8 protein-coding genes and 1 pseudogene are annotated in these 16,963 nt (G+C 45.9%); 1 reads left to right on the top strand and 8 read right to left on the bottom strand.

All coding sequences use genetic code 11. From position 1 onward, the window contains the following. Window positions 1-35: 35 nt before the first annotated feature. On the bottom strand, window positions 36-1,064 hold the full coding sequence (locus tag QUA54_RS17375) for a hypothetical protein (RefSeq protein WP_333415597.1): 1,029 nt from the start codon (window positions 1,062-1,064) through the stop codon (window positions 36-38). Between the two features lie 91 nt (window positions 1,065-1,155). On the opposite strand from QUA54_RS17375, the pseudogene QUA54_RS34490 reads away from it, so the two are divergent. Next, window positions 1,156-1,305, top strand: a pseudogene (locus tag QUA54_RS34490) (hypothetical protein); the annotation flags it as partial. Window positions 1,306-1,359: 54 nt separating this feature from the next. Here QUA54_RS34490 and QUA54_RS17365 read toward each other — a convergent pair. The 7 genes from QUA54_RS17365 to treZ all read right to left on the bottom strand — a co-directional run bounded on the left by QUA54_RS17365 (window position 1,360) and on the right by treZ (window position 16,857). Next, entirely contained in the window at window positions 1,360-4,563 is a 3,204-nt protein-coding gene (locus QUA54_RS17365) for an efflux RND transporter permease subunit (protein WP_333415595.1), read from the bottom strand. 205 nt (window positions 4,564-4,768) lie between these two features. After that, complete coding sequence (locus QUA54_RS17360; protein ID WP_333202171.1) at window positions 4,769-6,556, bottom strand: efflux RND transporter periplasmic adaptor subunit; 1,788 nt, start codon at window positions 6,554-6,556, stop codon at window positions 4,769-4,771. A 277-nt stretch (window positions 6,557-6,833) separates the two neighbouring features. Further along, window positions 6,834-7,436 carry a PadR family transcriptional regulator gene (locus QUA54_RS17355; RefSeq protein WP_172190133.1) on the bottom strand — a complete coding sequence of 201 codons (603 nt, stop codon included), beginning with the start codon at window positions 7,434-7,436 and terminating at the stop codon, window positions 6,834-6,836. Window positions 7,437-8,048: 612 nt separating this feature from the next. After that, entirely contained in the window at window positions 8,049-8,561 is a 513-nt protein-coding gene (locus tag QUA54_RS17350) for a DUF4112 domain-containing protein (protein WP_333202173.1), read from the bottom strand. A 197-nt stretch (window positions 8,562-8,758) separates the two neighbouring features. After that, a complete protein-coding gene (gene dnaK / locus QUA54_RS17345; RefSeq protein WP_172190135.1) occupies window positions 8,759-10,675 on the bottom strand; it encodes a molecular chaperone DnaK in 1,917 nt (638 codons plus the stop codon). Window positions 10,676-11,990: 1,315 nt separating this feature from the next. Next, entirely contained in the window at window positions 11,991-14,786 is a 2,796-nt protein-coding gene (gene treY / locus QUA54_RS17340; protein ID WP_333415594.1) for a malto-oligosyltrehalose synthase, read from the bottom strand. Between the two features lie 241 nt (window positions 14,787-15,027). Beyond that, a complete protein-coding gene (gene treZ / locus QUA54_RS17335; RefSeq protein ID WP_333415593.1) occupies window positions 15,028-16,857 on the bottom strand; it encodes a malto-oligosyltrehalose trehalohydrolase in 1,830 nt (609 codons plus the stop codon). Window positions 16,858-16,963 lie beyond the last annotated feature (106 nt).

Genomic DNA, 16,963 nt, shown 5'->3' with positions numbered 1-16,963 from the left:
CTGGAAGTTAGTGTTTATCTGCGGTCAAGGTTGAGCTATTCGCTGAAAATTTGCAAGCGAATAGAGCGTTCTCCGTCTCCAAAATCCACTTCAATCTTTTCTCCCGAAAGACTGTCTAAGCATCCCAAAAGCAACCGCAAATTCGGTGTGCTTGCTCCTGTATCCACGTACAATCTATCTGCCAAACTGCCTAAGCGTTTCCAAATGGTGTAGAGTTTGACTACTGTTTGTTCTAGCTGTGCGGCTTGTTTTACAACGTCGGCGGTGGTTCCCAAACAGCCGACTCGCAAAGATTCTTCTAAGGCCATTTCCATGTCTAAATGAGACTGATTGAGAGCTTGCACTTGGGCGGCGGCGTCGAGATATTTTGATAAGTTTTTGGCGTCGGAAGTTAGCTGTTTGACAGTATCTACGTCGGGATTTTCTGCTACTTCTTTTTGAATTTCGCTTTGGTGAGATGGGGAGAGTTTCTCCATTTCTTTGACTAAAGGAGCGAGGTAGCGGGAAGGTAAAGAACCAGTAGATGCTTTTTCTTTGACTTCTTCGGGCAATAAATCTGAGTTCATTGCCATCCATTCGTCGGAGAGTTGTTTGACTTCGCGGCGGGTGATGCGATCGCCATTTGCTGCTGCATCTGTTACCATTTGCTGGACTTCGGGAGATGCTTTGGCCGTTTCTACAAAGGCTCTTTTGCTGAAGTTTCTAATGGAATTTGGGTCTAAATCTCCTTGCTGGATCAGAGTATCGGCACTATTAGCTAATTCTATCAAAGAATAGGCTTGACTTTTGCCAATTTCTCTTTCTTTGAGCCAGTTCAAAAACCCTGTGCCGCGTCCTTCGCCGCCTTTTTTTTCTCTGTCTCTAACTGTTCGGAGAATGCGTCCCCGCCAAATGTCGGTCTGCAAGTCGAAGCGATCGCACACTTTCCAGGCATTGTCAACCTGATTTTCAAAATCAAAGTCTGGTAGTTGTTCGTCTTCGGGGTCTGGCAATTGGAAATTGATATCGGTAAAGCCGTTGAGGGCTTCTGCAAGTTCTGCGGGATTTAGGGGGACTTCAGCCATTAGGAAAAAATTGTGTAGTGCAACAGCCGGTTTAAGTGGGAATTTGCACGGGTTGACAGTTGAGACGCTACCTGTAGTAGTAAGTGGGGCAATGCTCACCCTACTAATAGAGTTTTTGTGCAAGTCATATTATTATTGCACGATGGAGGGCGATCGGGCGATCGCTACCTGCACAAAAAATATTCCCCGAGAGTGGCCCCACAGCGTCACCACAATACAAAAGTGGGTGACACAGATAGTCGGGTATTTTGAAGAAAGAGCCACTAACGGGATAGTTGAAGGAACTAATTACCAACTACAACGGCGATACTTTATCGCGTTCAATCTCCTCGTGAGGAGTTGTTTTCCCGTTCAAAATTGTGCCATCCTCGGGCGGATTTTGCGGGCGATCGCGCTTTTTAAAGCGATCGCGAGCCGAGACAACCACCACATAAAGAACCGGCACCATAAACAAACTCAAGAAAGTAGAAACAACCATCCCCCCCGCGATCGCATTTCCTAGCGATCGGCGGCTGGCTGCACCCGCACCTTCTGGGTTAACTAGAGGAGCAATACCCAAAATGAAAGCCAGAGAAGTCATCAAAATCGGTCGTAAACGCTCTTGAGAAGCCTCAACTGCCGCCTTAGCAATTGGATATCCCCGCTCCCGTAACTGGTTCGCAAACTCCACGATTAAAATCGCATTTTTACTAGCCAATCCAATCAACATCACTAAACCAATCTGGCAATAAACATCATTCGCCAAACCCCGCAACGACTGAGCTAAAAGCGCTCCTAAAATCGCCAGAGGCACCGATAGCAAAATAATGAATGGATCGACATAATTTTCATACTGCGCAGCCAACACCAAGAACACAAAAATCAGCCCCAAACCGAAAATAATCGGTGCTTGACCGCCGGACTCAATTTCTTCTAAAGAACTCCCCGACCATTCATAGCCAAAACCCGAGGGCAAAACTTCAGCCGACACCTTTTCCATCGATTTTAGCGCCTGTCCAGAACTCGCTCCCGGAGCCGGAGAGCCAGTAATTTCAATTGACCTATATAAATTGTAGTGGTTAACAGTTTGTGCTCCCACCACCGGAGTTATCTTCACCAAATTGCTCAAAGAAACCATTTCATTCTTTCCAGAACGCACATACAATTTCCCAATATCTTCAGGGTTATCACGAAACTGTTTGTCCGCCTGGACATAAACCCGGTAATTGCGCTGCTGGAGGTTAAAATCGTTCACATACTGAGCACCCAGAGCCGTTTGTAGCGTACTGAAAACATCATTAACAGAAATATCCAAAGCCTTAGCCCGATTGCGGTCAACTTCCACAATTAACTGAGGCGTATTCGCAGCAAACGTACTAAATACCGCCTGTAATCCGGGCGTCTGATTCGCCTGCTTCAAAATCCCGCCCATCGCCTCAACCAGAGCATCTAAACCGCTGTTACCTTTGCGGTCTTGCAATTGAAATTGGAAGCCTCCAAATTGACCTAAACCCTGAATAGCTGGCGGATTCACCGGGAAAATTCTAGCTTCTGGAATCGCCCCAAATCTACCCCGCAACTTATTAATAATCCCTTGTACAGTTTGATCTTCTCCGTGACGTTCATCCCAGGCTTTAAGTGTAGTAAATATAATGCCTTGATTAGAAGTGCTACCGCTAAAACCAAATCCACCCACTGAAAAAGTTCCGACAACTTCAGGAAGTTTTAGGATTTCTTCTTCTACTTGATCCATTACTTTCTGAGTGTATTGCAGCGAAACACCTTGGGGCCCTTGAATAATTGTCAGAAAATAGCCCTGATCTTCTTCCGGGATAAATGCTGTGGGGACTGATAAATAAAGCCAAGCTGTTACTCCCAGAGAAGCGATGAACACGAGGGTGACAATAGTCTTAATCCCTGTGAGAAATATTAAGGATTTGCGATATTGCCGCTGTACCCAATCGAGAACTCCATTAAACTTGTCAAAAACCCAACCTAGCGGGCCCCCAAACTTCTGACCTCGACGCAATAATATAGCTGAAAGTGAGGGCGTAAGAGTAATTGCAATAAAGGTAGAAAGCAATACTGAAAAAGCAATTGTCAGCGCAAATTGTTTGTAAAGCGCTCCTGTCGTTCCGGGAAAAAATGCCACTGGCACGAACACTGCCATCAACACTAAAGAAGTCGCAATTACAGCGCTAAAAAGCTCCCGCATAGACTCAAAAGCCGCTTCGCGGGCATTCATACCTTGGCGGATCAGGCGGTCAATATTTTCTACTACAATGATAGCGTCATCAACCACTAATCCCGTCGCTAATGTCAGACCAAACAGAGATAAACTGTTAATCGTAAATCCGAAAACTTTGATAAAGGCAAACGTCCCGATCAAAGAAATTGGAATTGTGACGGTAGGAATAATAGTTGTGCGCCAGTCTTGCAAGAAAACAAAAATCACTATCACCACTAGCAAGACTGCTTCAAATAATGTCTTGACTACTTCTGCCATCGACTCTTCTACAAACAAAGTCGTGTCCAGCGCTACTCTATGGATCAACCCCGGAGGAAAACCAACCGCTAGTTTTTCCATTTCGGTTTTGACGGCGTGGGCAACATTCAAAGCATTACTTCCAGGCAGTTGGTAAATCCCTAAACCTACTGCATCATTGCCTCGAAATCGCAGAAATGAGCTGTAATTCTCTGCCCCTAGTTCTGCTCTCCCCACATCTTTTAATTTAACTAACGTTCCATTTGTCTCTGTTTTGAGGACGATTTCTTCAAATTCTGCTGGTTCTTTCAGGCGACTTTCAGCACGCAAGTCAATTTGATACATTTGCCCCTGTGGAGCAGGTTCTTGGCCAACTCTCCCAGCACCAACTTGCAAGTTTTGTTCGTTAAGAGCGCTCGTTACATCTTGCATTGTGAGACTGCGAGCTGCTAATTTATTGGGGTCTATCCATAAACGCATTGCATAGCGGCGTTCCCCAAAAATTCGTACCTCGCCCACACCTTTTACCCGTTTTAAGGCATCTGCCAAATATAGGTCAGCGTAGTTGCTTAAAAATATGGTGTCGTATTCTTTATTTTCTGTAAATAAGCCGATCGCTAATAGGAGACTTGTAGATTGTTTTGTAACTCTAACTCCTGTGCGCTGTACGGCATCTGGTAGTTGTGGTTGAGCAACTGCAACTCGATTTTGAACATCGACGGCGGCGATATCTTTGTTGCGTGACGGGTCAAAGGTAGCTGTGATGGTGCTGGTGCCATCGTTACTACTACTGGAAGTTAGATATTTGAGTCCTTCAACACCGTTGATTTGCCTTTCTAGGATGTTCGTAACAGCATTTTCGACAATTTCAGCACTCGCCCCGCTATAGTTAGCTGTGACGTTGATTTGGGTGGGGCTGATGTCGGGGAATCGCTCGATAGGCAGGCTCGGAATGCTAATTGCGCCTACCAAGATAATAATTAAGGCGCAGACGCTAGCAAAGACTGGTCGTTTAATAAAGAAATCTGCAAACATTATTTGGGTAATGGGTAGTTGTTAGTTGATAATTCGTAATTTCTAATTCCTAATCTCTGGTGCCTAATTAGACTTACGTCAAAAATTAAAATTTCCCCTTTTTTAAGAGCTGAGCAATCAAGTAGTTTCACATACATAAGGTACGCTGTTGCGCTTCAGCGCTCTTCAGAGGCGAATTAAGAGCGCTGAAGCGCAACTACATACCTTATTTTTTGCTTTCTACTGGTAATTTTTCCCCGGCTCCTTTCCCTTCCTCTTGAGCCATAATCGGAGCGCCGTCAGTCAGGTTAAGGATGCCTGCGGTAATAATTTTTTCCCCGGCTTGCAAACCTTCGATAACTTGATAATTATTCCCCTCAATGGCTCCCAATTTCACGGGCTTTTGTCGGGCTACTAAAGGAGGCATTCCAGGTTTTGGCTGTTCCGGCCTTTGAGCTGTGAAGACAAAAGTTTGCCCACCTAAGCGAGTGACTGCTGTTACTGGAACTAAAATTCCGGGGTTCTGTTTCCAGATGACTTTAGCTTTTACAAACTGGAGATTAAGCAGTTCGCCGCTGGGGTTGGGAAAGGTGGCTTTAGCTAAAATTGTTTGGGAATTGGCGCTGACGTTCGGGGAGATAAAACTGATTTGACCTTGGGCGATCGCCTTACCTTGAGCGTCGAGCATTTGTACTGGCAACCCTAAGCGTAATTGAGGCATCCGTTCCAAAGGAATTGATAACCGCAAGTCTAGCAATTGGTTCTCAGTCAGGGTGGCAATGGCATCACCTTTTTGCAAGTTATCACCTACTTTCACTGGTATGTCGCCAATGACTCCCGCGAAGGGCGCGATGACAGCAGTTTCTTGCAGTTGTACTTCAAAGCCGCGCACTTGAGCGGCGGCCTCGGCAACTTGCGCTTCAGCTTGATCGAGCTGTTCTTGGCGCGTACCGTTGGCTAACTCGGCTAATCTGCTCCTGGCTTGTGCGACTTCTGCTTCGGCTTTGGCTATTTCCTCTGGACGCGAACCGTTTTGCAATTGCCGCAAAGCTTGCCGCTGCTGTTGCAAAGCTGCTGTCCGGCGCTCTATCTCGGCTTGTCTGTTTTTTTGCCGCTGCTGGAACCGCCTTTGAGCTTCTCGGAGATTGGCTTTGGCGGTGCCTTCTTTTTGGGTGTATTCCTCGAGGGTGTTGGCGGATTCTGCCCCTTCTCGTGCCAATGCCTGATATCTGGCAAGCTGCTGGCTGGCTAACTTTGCTTCGGCTGTGCTTGCCTCTATTTGCGCTCTGGCTTGGGCGATGTCTTCTAAGAGGCTACCTGTTTGGGCGTCGGCGAGGTCGGCTTCAGCTTGGGAAACGCGGGCTTGGGCTTGACCAATTTCTTCTGGCCGACTGCCCGATCGCAGTTGGGCTAGGTTGGCTTGGGCTTGGGCGACTTGGGCTTGAGCTTGGGCGATTTCTTCGGGCCTAGTTCCTGCTTGCAATTCTGCTAAGTGCGATTGAGCGCGAATCAGGTTGGCTTGGGATTGCCTCAAGTCAGCTTGGGCGCTGTCGCTTTTTATGCGGGCGATGGGTTGCCCTTGGTTTATGAAGTCCCCGGATTTGACAAAAATCTCCGTGACTAGCCCTTCTGCTTCGGGTTTGATTTCTACCGAACGCTTGGCTTCTAAGCTGCTGACAAATTCCGAGGAATCTTGGACTGAGCTGGTTTGTACGGCTGCAAGCTTGACTGGTATGCCTTGGGGTTGGGCTGCTGCTGCCGGTTGCTGCGCGCGATTATGACCCGATTGCCACGAGTACCAGCCGAAAGCTGCTGCGCCTGTGACGATCGCGATCGCGGCAATTAGGGGCCAGCGCGATCGCGGTTTAGCGACAGGTTCGGGGCTATCGGCAACGGGGGCCAAATCCTGCGGTCGATCGCTGTCTGCTTCTGCATCGGTTGGGTGAAGTTCCGGTGTGGCAGATTTTTGCTCTTCAGCTTCAACCACGGATTCTGGGGATTTAGAATAACTCATTGGCAGCACCACTTAGATTTTTTTTTAACGTCTGACTTACTGAGACTTTGGCGGGATCTTTGATTCCCTCGGCGCCCCCCTCAAACAGGGGGGAATTTGGAAAGCTCTTTTAAAAGGGATGGAATCTGGAAAGTCCCTTTTTAATGGGGTTAGGGTTTGTGCTTGGCTTTAGTCCGATCGCAGTTAGTCAAGCCGGGGGTGATTATTTTTAGGAAAGTTGTTTTTTATCTTTCAAAAGTTACGCTTTCCATGGAAGATAAGACATCCTTCTTATGGCTTACCTGAGTGGGTGAGTTAGAAGGATTTTTCCCTGGGAGTCGCCGGATTCAGCGGAGGTTGGGGAGTCACGCACTCCTGCGATCGCGCTTTTTTCCTTGGCTAGTTGCTCGGTTAACCACTCTATGTCTGACGCCAGCACTGACTTGCAGCGATCGCGAGAGGCGAATTGATAGTCGTCGGTTAGTGGATATTCGCTCTTGAGGCTTTCGATGTAGTCTTGCCGGGTGTAACAGGCTCGCAAGCGGTGTTCCAACAATTTCATCCGTTCTTCCGGTTCTAAGTCGCCAAAAAAGAAAAACTTGATTTGGAACCGGGAACCGCTGTTAACCCAGCTTTCTTGAGGGTGTTCGAGCATTTTTTCCCTCCAGAGTTCGCGCCCTTTGGCGGTAATTCCGTAGATTTTGCGCGGACAGCCCGCATCTCCGGCTTCTTCGGCAATTACCGAAATCTCCCCTCGCTCTTCCAAGCGCTTCAGCAAGGGGTAAATCGCTCCGTAGTTGACGCTGATGCAACTGCTCATAAACAGCTCCAGTTGTTGCTTTAGCCGATAGCCGTGCAGGGGTTGCCACTGTAGCAGCCCAAGGGCTGATAATTCAAGCATTTATATCAAATTGATATTATAGTCTGCATTATATCACTATATTATCGGACTCAAGGGCGATCGCGTAAATAGCTAATTTAAAAGAAACTCAAGAATAAGATACACATTTAATAATATTTGTCAATACTCTTAAGATATATTTTTTAGGTCAAGAGAGGGCGATCGCTTTATATTATAGAACCCATTTGAAATCTAAGAAGTGCCGATCCACCTCGATTTCGGTCAGAGGAACGGCAGCATCTCACTTTTGACACAAGTCAGATGCTGCTTGGTCTTTGATGTCTCCGAAGTGCTTTAATAGACTCTGCTCAATAAGTCCGATTTCTGGCACATATCTCTTCTGAGTAAGAGCACCAGAACTTTTCTTGGCATGGGTTGGTTGAATTTTAAAACCCTGAGAAATTTTAGTATTACTTGAGATTCTTTAGAACACCTAACAGTTTTTTCCTAGCTCATAGTTAGAAATTATTTGTCAAGCATAAATTATCCTAAATCCCGATGTTTTTACTGGTCAGTCATCCTACTAAAACTTAATTGTTTAAGTACAATTTATACCAGATGAGATCGACCTGACACAGATAGAGTAATTTCTCTTTATCCTAAAACCAAAACTCAACGCCCTGTAATCACTTGAAATAACCACCCAAAAAGCATCACGCTCAAGAAAATTACACCTCCGACAATTAACATCAAACCCAACAGCAACGCCGCCACAAATAGCCAATCGGCTTTTTTCCCAGGTTCGGGGGAACCTAAATGAGCATCCAGCAATTCTATATTTTTGACATTAGCTTTCCAAGTAACATCCAACAAGTCTCCGGCCACTGGTACCGTGCCGGCGACTGTATCAAATACGATGTTAGCAGCCATTTTTACTAAAGTCTCTTGAGGCACTCCCATTTGAGCGGATTTGAAGACAACATAGCCTGCAAAGATTGAACTGATAAAATCGCCGCCGCCCGGTATAAGTCCCAATATCGGATCGAGTCCGATGCGGTATTTTGTGCCGGGAATCGGAATTGCATTGTCTAGTAAATGGCTGACCCGGCGGAGTCGGCGCAAGGATGCTACATGAGATGGACTGGGAGTATTGGGGGAGGAATTTTGTAGAGGAGAACGTGACATTTAATTGCTCTCGATTGCGATATTACTGCTAGTTTATGATATTTATTGAAGCATATTCAAGTTTTTTCACTATGCCTCAAGCAGATTTTTACTGACTTTGGGCGATCGGCTTTGGTTTGTTTTTGAATGCACAGAAACCCGGTTTCTGTTCAAAACCGGGTTTCTTGCTTCTAGCTGGAGGCTTTTAATTTAGCCTTTTATTTGTTGCCTTCAGTGAAGTCGGCGTCAATCACGTCGTCGCCGCCGCCAGTGGGGCCGCCGTCTCCATAGCCACCAGGGCCGCCAGGGCCGCCAGGGCCGTCAGTCGGGCCGCCTGCTTGCTGGTACAGGTTGCTGCTGACAGCGTAGAACGCTTGCTGCAACTCGGTTGTCAAGGTTTTGATGCGATCGTCATCTTCACTCTCGATCGCATCGCGCAAGTCTTTGATCAACCCTTCAACCTTAGTCTTGTCAGCAGCGGGAACTTTATCACCCAATTCTGCCAACTGCTTCTCAATTTGATAGGCTAAAGAATCGCCTTGGTTTTTGCGATCGATCTTTTCGCGACGTTCCTTGTCAGCAGAAGCATTCGATTCGGCTTCCTTCACCATGCGATCGACTTCATTGCTGGGCAAAGTAGAAGCACCAGTAATGCTAATCGATTGTTCCTTGCCAGTACCTTTATCCTTAGCAGCTACATTCAAAATACCGTTAGCATCGATATCGAAAGTAACTTCAATTTGAGGTACGCCACGGGGGGCTGGAGGAACTCCATCTAAGCGGAAGGTTCCCAAATCCTTGTTATCATTGGCCATTTCCCGTTCGCCTTGCAAAACGTGAATTTCCACGTTTGTTTGGCCGTCTACAGCAGTCGAGAAAGTTTCCGACTTCTTGGTAGGAATTGTGGTGTTGCGGGGAATGATTTTGGTCATCACGCCGCCCAAGGTTTCGACGCCAAGAGAGAGCGGGGTAACGTCGAGCAACAAGATGTCTTTGACTTCGCCGGAGAGCACGCCGGCTTGAATTGCTGCACCAACTGCGACCACTTCGTCCGGGTTTACCGTTTGGTTGGGGTCTTTGCCGAGGATTTTTTTGACCAGTTCTTGCACCGCCGGAATACGTGTAGAACCGCCCACTAAGACGACTTCATTAATTGCAGATTTGTCTAATTTGGCGTCCCGGATCGCATTTTCTACGGGGATGCGAGAGCGATCGATCAAATCTGAGCAGAGTTCTTCAAATTTGCCCCGCGTCAAAGTTGTGTCCAAGTGTTTTGGCCCGTCTTGAGTCGCGGTAATAAACGGCAGGTTGATTTCTGCTTGGGTAACGCTCGAAAGTTCAATCTTGGCTTTTTCTGCTGCTTCCGTCAGGCGTTGCAGTGCTTGTTTGTCTTTGCGGAGGTCAATTCCTTCGGCTCTTTGGAATTCATTAGCGATGAAATCGACGATTTTTTTGTCGAAGTCGTCACCGCCGAGGTGAGTGTCTCCAGAAGTTGCTAGCACTTCAAATACGCCGTCGCCCACTTCTAGAATAGATACGTCGAAAGTACCGCCACCTAAGTCAAATACGAGGATGGTTTCGTTGCTCTTTTTATCTAATCCGTAAGCTAAAGCGGCCGCTGTAGGTTCGTTAATAATCCGCAGCACTTCAATCCCGGCAATTTTACCAGCGTCTTTCGTAGCTTGGCGCTGGGAGTCGTTGAAGTAAGCAGGAACAGTAATTACCGCTTGGGTAACTGTTTCGCCGAGGTATTTACTGGCGTCTTCTACCAGTTTGCGGAGAACTTGTGCAGAAATTTCTTCTGGGGCAAATTGCTTGCCGCGGGCGGGACAGTCTAGTTTAAGGCTGTTGCCGACTTTGAGGACTTTGTATGAAACTTCAGTGGTTTCGTGGGTTACTTCATCAACCCGACGCCCGATAAACCGTTTTACTGAGTAAAAGGTGTTTTCGGCATTCATCACGGCTTGACGCTTGGCGATTTGTCCGACAAGTTGATCGCCATTTTTAGCATATGCTACTACGGAAGGTGTGGTGCGACCCCCTTCGGCGTTGGCTATGACGGTGGGTTTGCCGCCTTCCATAACTGCGACGCAGGAGTTTGTCGTACCTAAGTCAATTCCAACTACTTTTCCCATAGGGGTGTTCCGGCTCCAATTTCTACAAAATTTTGGTGTTCTATCTGTGCGATAGTCTGGTTATTCAGGACTGCGATTTTACCTCGCGGTTTACGGGTACTGAGTCCTGCTTTAATACAGTCTTCGATAGGGTGCTTATCTCTATACTGCGGGCGGTAGACCTTGCGATGAAGGGGTATTTACCGAACCTGTTGAGGGACGGTTGCATCCGTGAGGCTTGCACCGCTACAGCTTTCGACTGCTTTTGTTTACTCTTCCTAATGTACGGGGTGCGAGCGATTCGGGTATTGTGGCAAACCGTATACGTTGTGTTGTATTTGCCGTCTTATGTGTATAAATTTTGTTGGGCTGGTTCGGACGATCGCTCGATGGCTGCACAATAAAAGTAAAATTTATCAGTTAGAGTCATGAGTTAGAGAGCTACCAATTTGCTGCGTGTTTAATTTTACTCATCAGAATAAAGAGTGAAAAATGAGTATCAAGAGACTCCAAGAAACCGCACTTTTTGTAAAATTCTTGAGCTGGTTCGTCTATAACATCTATTCTGATGGCCTAAATTTCCATATTTTGGGATAAATTCAGTGCATTCTCGAAGGCATGACGTAGTAAGCGCTTTCCCAAGCCTCTAGCTTGCATCGATCGACTGCCTTGCCTATTTCGCAACCAGCATAGCAGGAGGGGATAGTTGGGGATATTGTCTCGCAACAAGTTAGCTGCTAGCTGGGTGCGGTCAAGTAAATTAGCGCTGCAAGCATAATAGCCTGCTATTGTCTAGTTATTTTCACCTGCTAAACCTACAAAAGTTCTAGCAGTACCGAGGCGATGCTTCTGCTTTGCATATCGTTTGAGAGAGGCATCTAATTTTGTATTTCCCGAATTTAATGGGTTTTTTCTAAGAGTGATCGTACTTCGGTTTATATCTTCTACACGGTTAATAGCTTAATTCACTCGCTTTACTGTTGTGTTTAATAATCTGCCAATAATGCGAGGAATCCTTCAGACGTTGCTGGCGGGTGTTCGATGACTGACAGTAAAAAGGCTCGATCGCGATCGGACAGTGCAGCAGGCGTATTATTATAAGCTGCTAAGCGGTCGATCGTAGCATCTGCTTCGGCAATGAATTCGTCTCGGAAAAATAGGTAAGCCCACCAAGAAACTCTGGTTTCGGTACTGATTCCGGTTTAGACGAGCGATCGCATTTTGCTATTCATCGCGCCACTCAAATTGCTTTGCTGCTATTTTTATAACTAAAAAAGCGACAGGTCAAAACCTGCCGCTAGCTGTATAAAGTCCGCCCTGGCAGACTATTTAAGTGCTATTTTTTACCGATCAGCAGAGCCCCGGGAAAGTAACTCAGAGCTTCACTAATTGCCAACGTACCGTTACTTTCTACCGCCTGATTTGTAATCGCATCTTTCCAAACCGACGGCATTTCCTCGGACAACTTCAAATTAGTATCTTTCCAGACTTCTTTGCCGATCGGCATTTCTTCCGGTTTGACAATTCCCGCCAAAAACCGGGGAGCAATGACAATAACGGTAGTATCTTCAAAGCTTCTGGCAAAGGCAACAACATTATCTTTAAACGTGCCAACTGCTTGCAGCGGCAGATAGTCGCCTGATTGAAAAACTTGCAAGTATTTTTTTCTCGCTTCTAGCGCTCTTGCCGTCAAAAACAACTTAATTCTAGCGTCTTCTCGCGTAGCAATCAAATCTTCAACCAGTTGCAAAATATCCGTCTGAGCTTGCTCTTTAATTTCCCGCAAAACCTCGATTCTGCGCTCAAAGTCAACGGGACGGCGGTTATCGGGATCGACGTGGCTTAAATCCCAGAATTCCGTCCCTTGATAAATGTCGGGAACGCCCGGAGCCGTGATTTTCAGCAGCGTTTGAGATAAAGAATTAAAAATTCCGTAAAGAGCTACTTTTTTCCAGAAAGGTGTAAATTTCTGGAGAAACTGATTTTGTTCGGAAGGTTCGAGAACGCTATCGACAAAGGTCATAAAACCAGTTTCGTAGTCGTTATCCGGTCTCAGCCAAGCCGTATAAACTTTGGCTTCGCGGACAGCTTTAATGACATAATCTTTCAGGCGATCGACATAATCAGTGTTTTCAATTCCCTCAAAAGGAAAACTGCCTAGCAGAGTTTGGTACAGGAAGTATTCGTCATTAGTATCGGGAACCATTCGATTCACAAAGTTGACTTTCTTAGAAGAGTTTACCTCTCTCCAAGACCTGACTTGCTGTTCCCATTCATCGGGAATTTCTGACAAAACGTTTATTCTGGCTCGCACATCTTCGCCGCGTTTGGTATCGTGGGTAGCTGTAGCATTCATTTTGTGCGGCCAAGCGGCTTGCTGCTGTTGGTTGAACTCGTGAAAATCTACTAGCGGAACGCCGAACTGACTGGGGTTTCCTCCGACTTCGTTGAGGGATAAAAGCCGATAGTAGACGTATAAAAGCGTGTCTTCAACGCCTTTTGCCATTAATGGGCCTGTCAACTGCTGGAGTTTCATGACAAAGTGCCGGCGCTGCTCTTTTTGTTCTGTTGTTAGGGTTTCTTCTTCTTCCAGCAAGAGCACTGTTTCGATAAATTTAAGTTCCTTGAGGAGTCGCGGTACTTGTTCTTTGGCGTGGGCGATCGCATATTTTACGTAAGTGCGATCGGACTCTCTCAAACCGTCTTGATTGATGTAAGTTCGGTAGACTGGAAAAATTGTTAAAACAGCCGCCAGTGCTTTTTCCAAACCGGGACGAGTAAAGTCGTTTCCCTGTCTGGATTGACCGGAGATATTTTTCAATAATTGAGCCAGATTGTCTACATCTCCAGCCAAATTTTTCTCAACAATCAGCCCTTTTTTATCTAAAAACAACTGTTCGTAGGGAACATTCAAGCGAGTAAATCTCTGATATATTTCGCTAAATTGCTGTTCGCGATCGCACCGACAGAAAACGCCGTTTACGTAGTTCAAAAAGTCGTAGCCGCTCGTTCCCTCAATCGGCCAATATGAAGGCAAATCTTCTTCGTGTTCCAGAATCTTTTCAACAGTGATGTAAGTGTCTCCGGTTCTCTCCCGGAGGCGTTTCAAATATTCTGTGGGGTCGTACAGTCCGTCGATGTGGTCGATTCTCAATCCGGTAAACTTTCCCTCTTCAACTAGGTCGAAGATCAAAGCGTGGTTTTTGTGAAAAACTTTAATCTCTTCAACTTTTACCGAAATCAGTTCGTTGACTGTAAAAAACCTTCGGTAGTTAATTTCTTCGGCCCCCACTTTCCAGAAGGCCAGACGGTAAAACTGCTCGGAAAGCAAATCGTCCAGCAAATTAAAACTTTCGGCATTCCCCTTTTCTCCGTTAAAAACTTTGATATTTTCATCTATAAATTCCTGCACCAGGGGATTTTGATTGTACAGTTCCCACAGCAGTCCTTTGACAAAAGCTATCTGATCGTATCTGGCTTTACCTTTAGTTTCTGAAGGTGTATTTTTAATCAAATAAAGAATTCCCAAAAACTTGATAAAATCTGGATGGCGTCGACCTAATTCTCTGGCTAAATGCCCCAAGTTATGACTGATAAATTTAGCATAAGATTCAATTTTTACTGGCAATTGTAAGCTATAATAATTGATAGTCAGCCCAATTTCGCTGTATTTGAGTTGAATCTCGCCATTTTCCAGACACTCTCCATAAAAATTCCCCAGCAACGGAGCCAGCACTCGACCTCTGAGATGTTCGTAAGCGTGATTCCATTCAATATCGAAGTAATCGAAATAGTCGGAATCCGGCCCGTGTTCCAATACGTCTAACAGCAGCAAGTTTTGAGTATCGTAAGCCATGTGGTTCGGGACAATATCTTGCAGCCATCCCATGTTCCGTTTATTGATTTCGTATGTGAGCGCTTCAAAGTTTTCTGATGTTCCCAATTCGGGATTGAGCTGATTTGAGTCCACGACATCGTATCCGTGACTGCTGCCTTTTCTGGCTTTAAATATTGGTGAAGCGTAAATGTCGGTAATTCCTAATTCTTCCAGATAGCTAAGAATTTGTTTGGCTGCTTCAAAGTTAAAACCTGCATGAAATTGAATCCGATAAGTTGTTGTGGGAATTCTCATCTTAATTTTACTCCTAATTAGTTAGTTGGTGGGATTTGTTGTGTTAAATTAGAAAGAGTAGGTTGGGTGGAGAACGAACTCTCCGTTTCACTCCGCCCAACGTCATTAACTGGAGATTTTAGTGAGATTTGATATTTGAAATTTGAGATTTTGGCTCCCATCTAAAATCTCAAATCCCCAATCTAAAATCAGTTGTTGGGTTGAGCGGCAGCGAACCCTAAACTTCGCTCCGCCCAACCTACTATTTCTGTATTATTTCGTAGAGTGCAAAACTCTGGGGTTTAACAGTCAATTCTTGCTGTGAATTTATCTTTTCAGGTAAGCTAGAACCTGAACCCATCCATTTTTCATCAGCAGAGTCTAAAATTTTGTTCCAGTTGCCTTGGGGCAGTGCAGCCGTAAAAGCTACCTCTTGCCTGTTGAAGTTTAGAATGCAGAATATCTGGCTGTCATCTGTCCAGCGACGTAGAAATAAGATTTTTTCCGCTTCCATGCTGGACACTTCTAGACTGTTTTTGTCTAGTTTTTTAAGGGCCGGTATTGTCCGCCGCAGTTGAATCAAATGTTGGTGCCATTCCCAGAGGATTTTGTGTTTGCCTTCTGTTTGTTTTTCCCAGTTTAACTTGCACTTTTGGAAACTATCAGGACTCTGGGGATCTTGAAACTCGCCTCGCCCTTCAAAGATTTTAAACTCTTGTTGTTTGTCTTTGCGGATAGCTTCAATTAAGTTAGCGTCTGAGTGGGAAACAAAGTAGAGAAAGGGGGCTTCTTCTCCGTATTCTTCTCCCATAAAAAAGAAGGGAATGTAGGGAGAAATCAAGACTGTGCCTGCGGCGAGTTTCAATCCTTCAAAGTCAACTATTTTCGAGAGTCGGTCTCCCAAAATTCGGTTGCCGATTTGGTCGTGGGTTTGGGAAAATACCACAAATTTATGGCCCGGTTCATCTTTGACAGAATTGCCGTGTTTCCGTTTTCTGTGGGGGGCGTACTGGCCGGAGTAAACAAAGCTTTCTTTGAAGGATTTTTCTAAGTGTTCGCACTTGCCGAAATCTTGGTAGTATCGGTCGTCTTCTCCGGTGAGCAAGGTGTGCAGTGCGTGGTGGAAATCATCGCACCATTGGGCGTCTAATCCGAAGCCCCCCAGTTCTTTGGGACGTACAGTGCGGACATCGTTTAAGTCGCTTTCGGCTATTAAGTAAAGTTGCCGTCCTAGTTCTTGGGAAATATCGGCTGTGGCATCGGATAGTTCTTGTAAAAAAGGTCTTGCACCTACTTCAAATATTGCTTGAATTGCATCTAATCTCAGGGCATCGATGTGATAGTCTCGAAACCAGTATAGAGCGTTTTCAATAAAGTAGTTACGCACGCCGTCGCTGTAGGCGTCGTCGAAGTTGAGGGGATCTCCCCAAATCGATCCGTATTTTGAGGTAAAGTAGGGGCCGAAGTCCCTGAGATAGTTTCCTTCGGGGCCGAGGTGGTTGTAAACTACATCGAGAATTACTGAAATCCCGTGTTCGTGGCAGGCGTTGACGAGTTTTTTGAAGCCTTCGGGACCGCCGTAGGAGTTTTGGACGGCGTAGGGATATACGCCGTCGTATCCCCAGTTTCGCTCGCCGGGGAATTGGGATACTGGCATTATTTCGATGGCGTTGATTCCCAATTCTTTAAGTTGTTTGAGTTGGGGAATTATTGCTTCAAATGTTCCGGTTTGGGTGAATGTGCCGACGTGCAGTTCGTAGATAATCATTTCGGCTAGCGGCACGCCTTTCCAATTTGGATCGGTCCAAGTAAAAACGTTTTGATCTATTACTTGCGACGGGGCGTGTACGCCTTGAGGTTGATATTTTGAGGCTGGGTCTGGTCGGTCGGTTTTTCCTTCGATTTGGTAGGTATAAAGGGTTCCTGGTTCAATGTCTGTAGCTGTGGTTTGCCAATAACCTTCTGCAGTTTGTTGCATGGGTATCAGGCGTTTTTTTGGGGAAACTATTTGGACTGCTATTTGTTTGATGGTGGGCGCCCAAAGGGTAAATTCACATTGGTTGTTGCCGAGGTAATTTGCTCCTATCTTCACTTTGAGCTGTTCTCCTTATAAAATAGGTTGGTGGTTCGATCGCCCGACGCGCTATCAAATGCTTGGCCCTTAACGTTCAGCGCCTGTTTAGAAGGTAATATTACTT

This window comes from Microcoleus sp. MOSTC5, from assembly GCF_036701825.1.
GTDB lineage: Bacteria > Cyanobacteriota > Cyanobacteriia > Cyanobacteriales > Microcoleaceae > Microcoleus > Microcoleus asticus.
Note: the sequence above shows the minus strand (reverse complement) of the source record. Positions and strands in the feature narration are given on the sequence as shown.

Bases quoted from the DNA above. Each gene is read 5' to 3' on its own strand.
- QUA54_RS17375 (WP_333415597.1), bottom strand. From the start codon at position 1,064: ATGGCTGAAGTCCCCCTAAATCCCGCAGAACTTGCAGAAGCCCTCAAC.
- QUA54_RS17365 (WP_333415595.1), bottom strand. From the start codon at position 4,563: ATGTTTGCAGATTTCTTTATTAAACGACCAGTCTTTGCTAGCGTCTGC.
- QUA54_RS17360 (WP_333202171.1), bottom strand. From the start codon at position 6,556: ATGAGTTATTCTAAATCCCCAGAATCCGTGGTTGAAGCTGAAGAGCAA.
- QUA54_RS17355 (WP_172190133.1), bottom strand. From the start codon at position 7,436: ATGCTTGAATTATCAGCCCTTGGGCTGCTACAGTGGCAACCCCTGCAC.
- QUA54_RS17350 (WP_333202173.1), bottom strand. From the start codon at position 8,561: ATGTCACGTTCTCCTCTACAAAATTCCTCCCCCAATACTCCCAGTCCA.
- dnaK (WP_172190135.1), bottom strand. From the start codon at position 10,675: ATGGGAAAAGTAGTTGGAATTGACTTAGGTACGACAAACTCCTGCGTC.
- treY (WP_333415594.1), bottom strand. From the start codon at position 14,786: ATGAGAATTCCCACAACAACTTATCGGATTCAATTTCATGCAGGTTTT.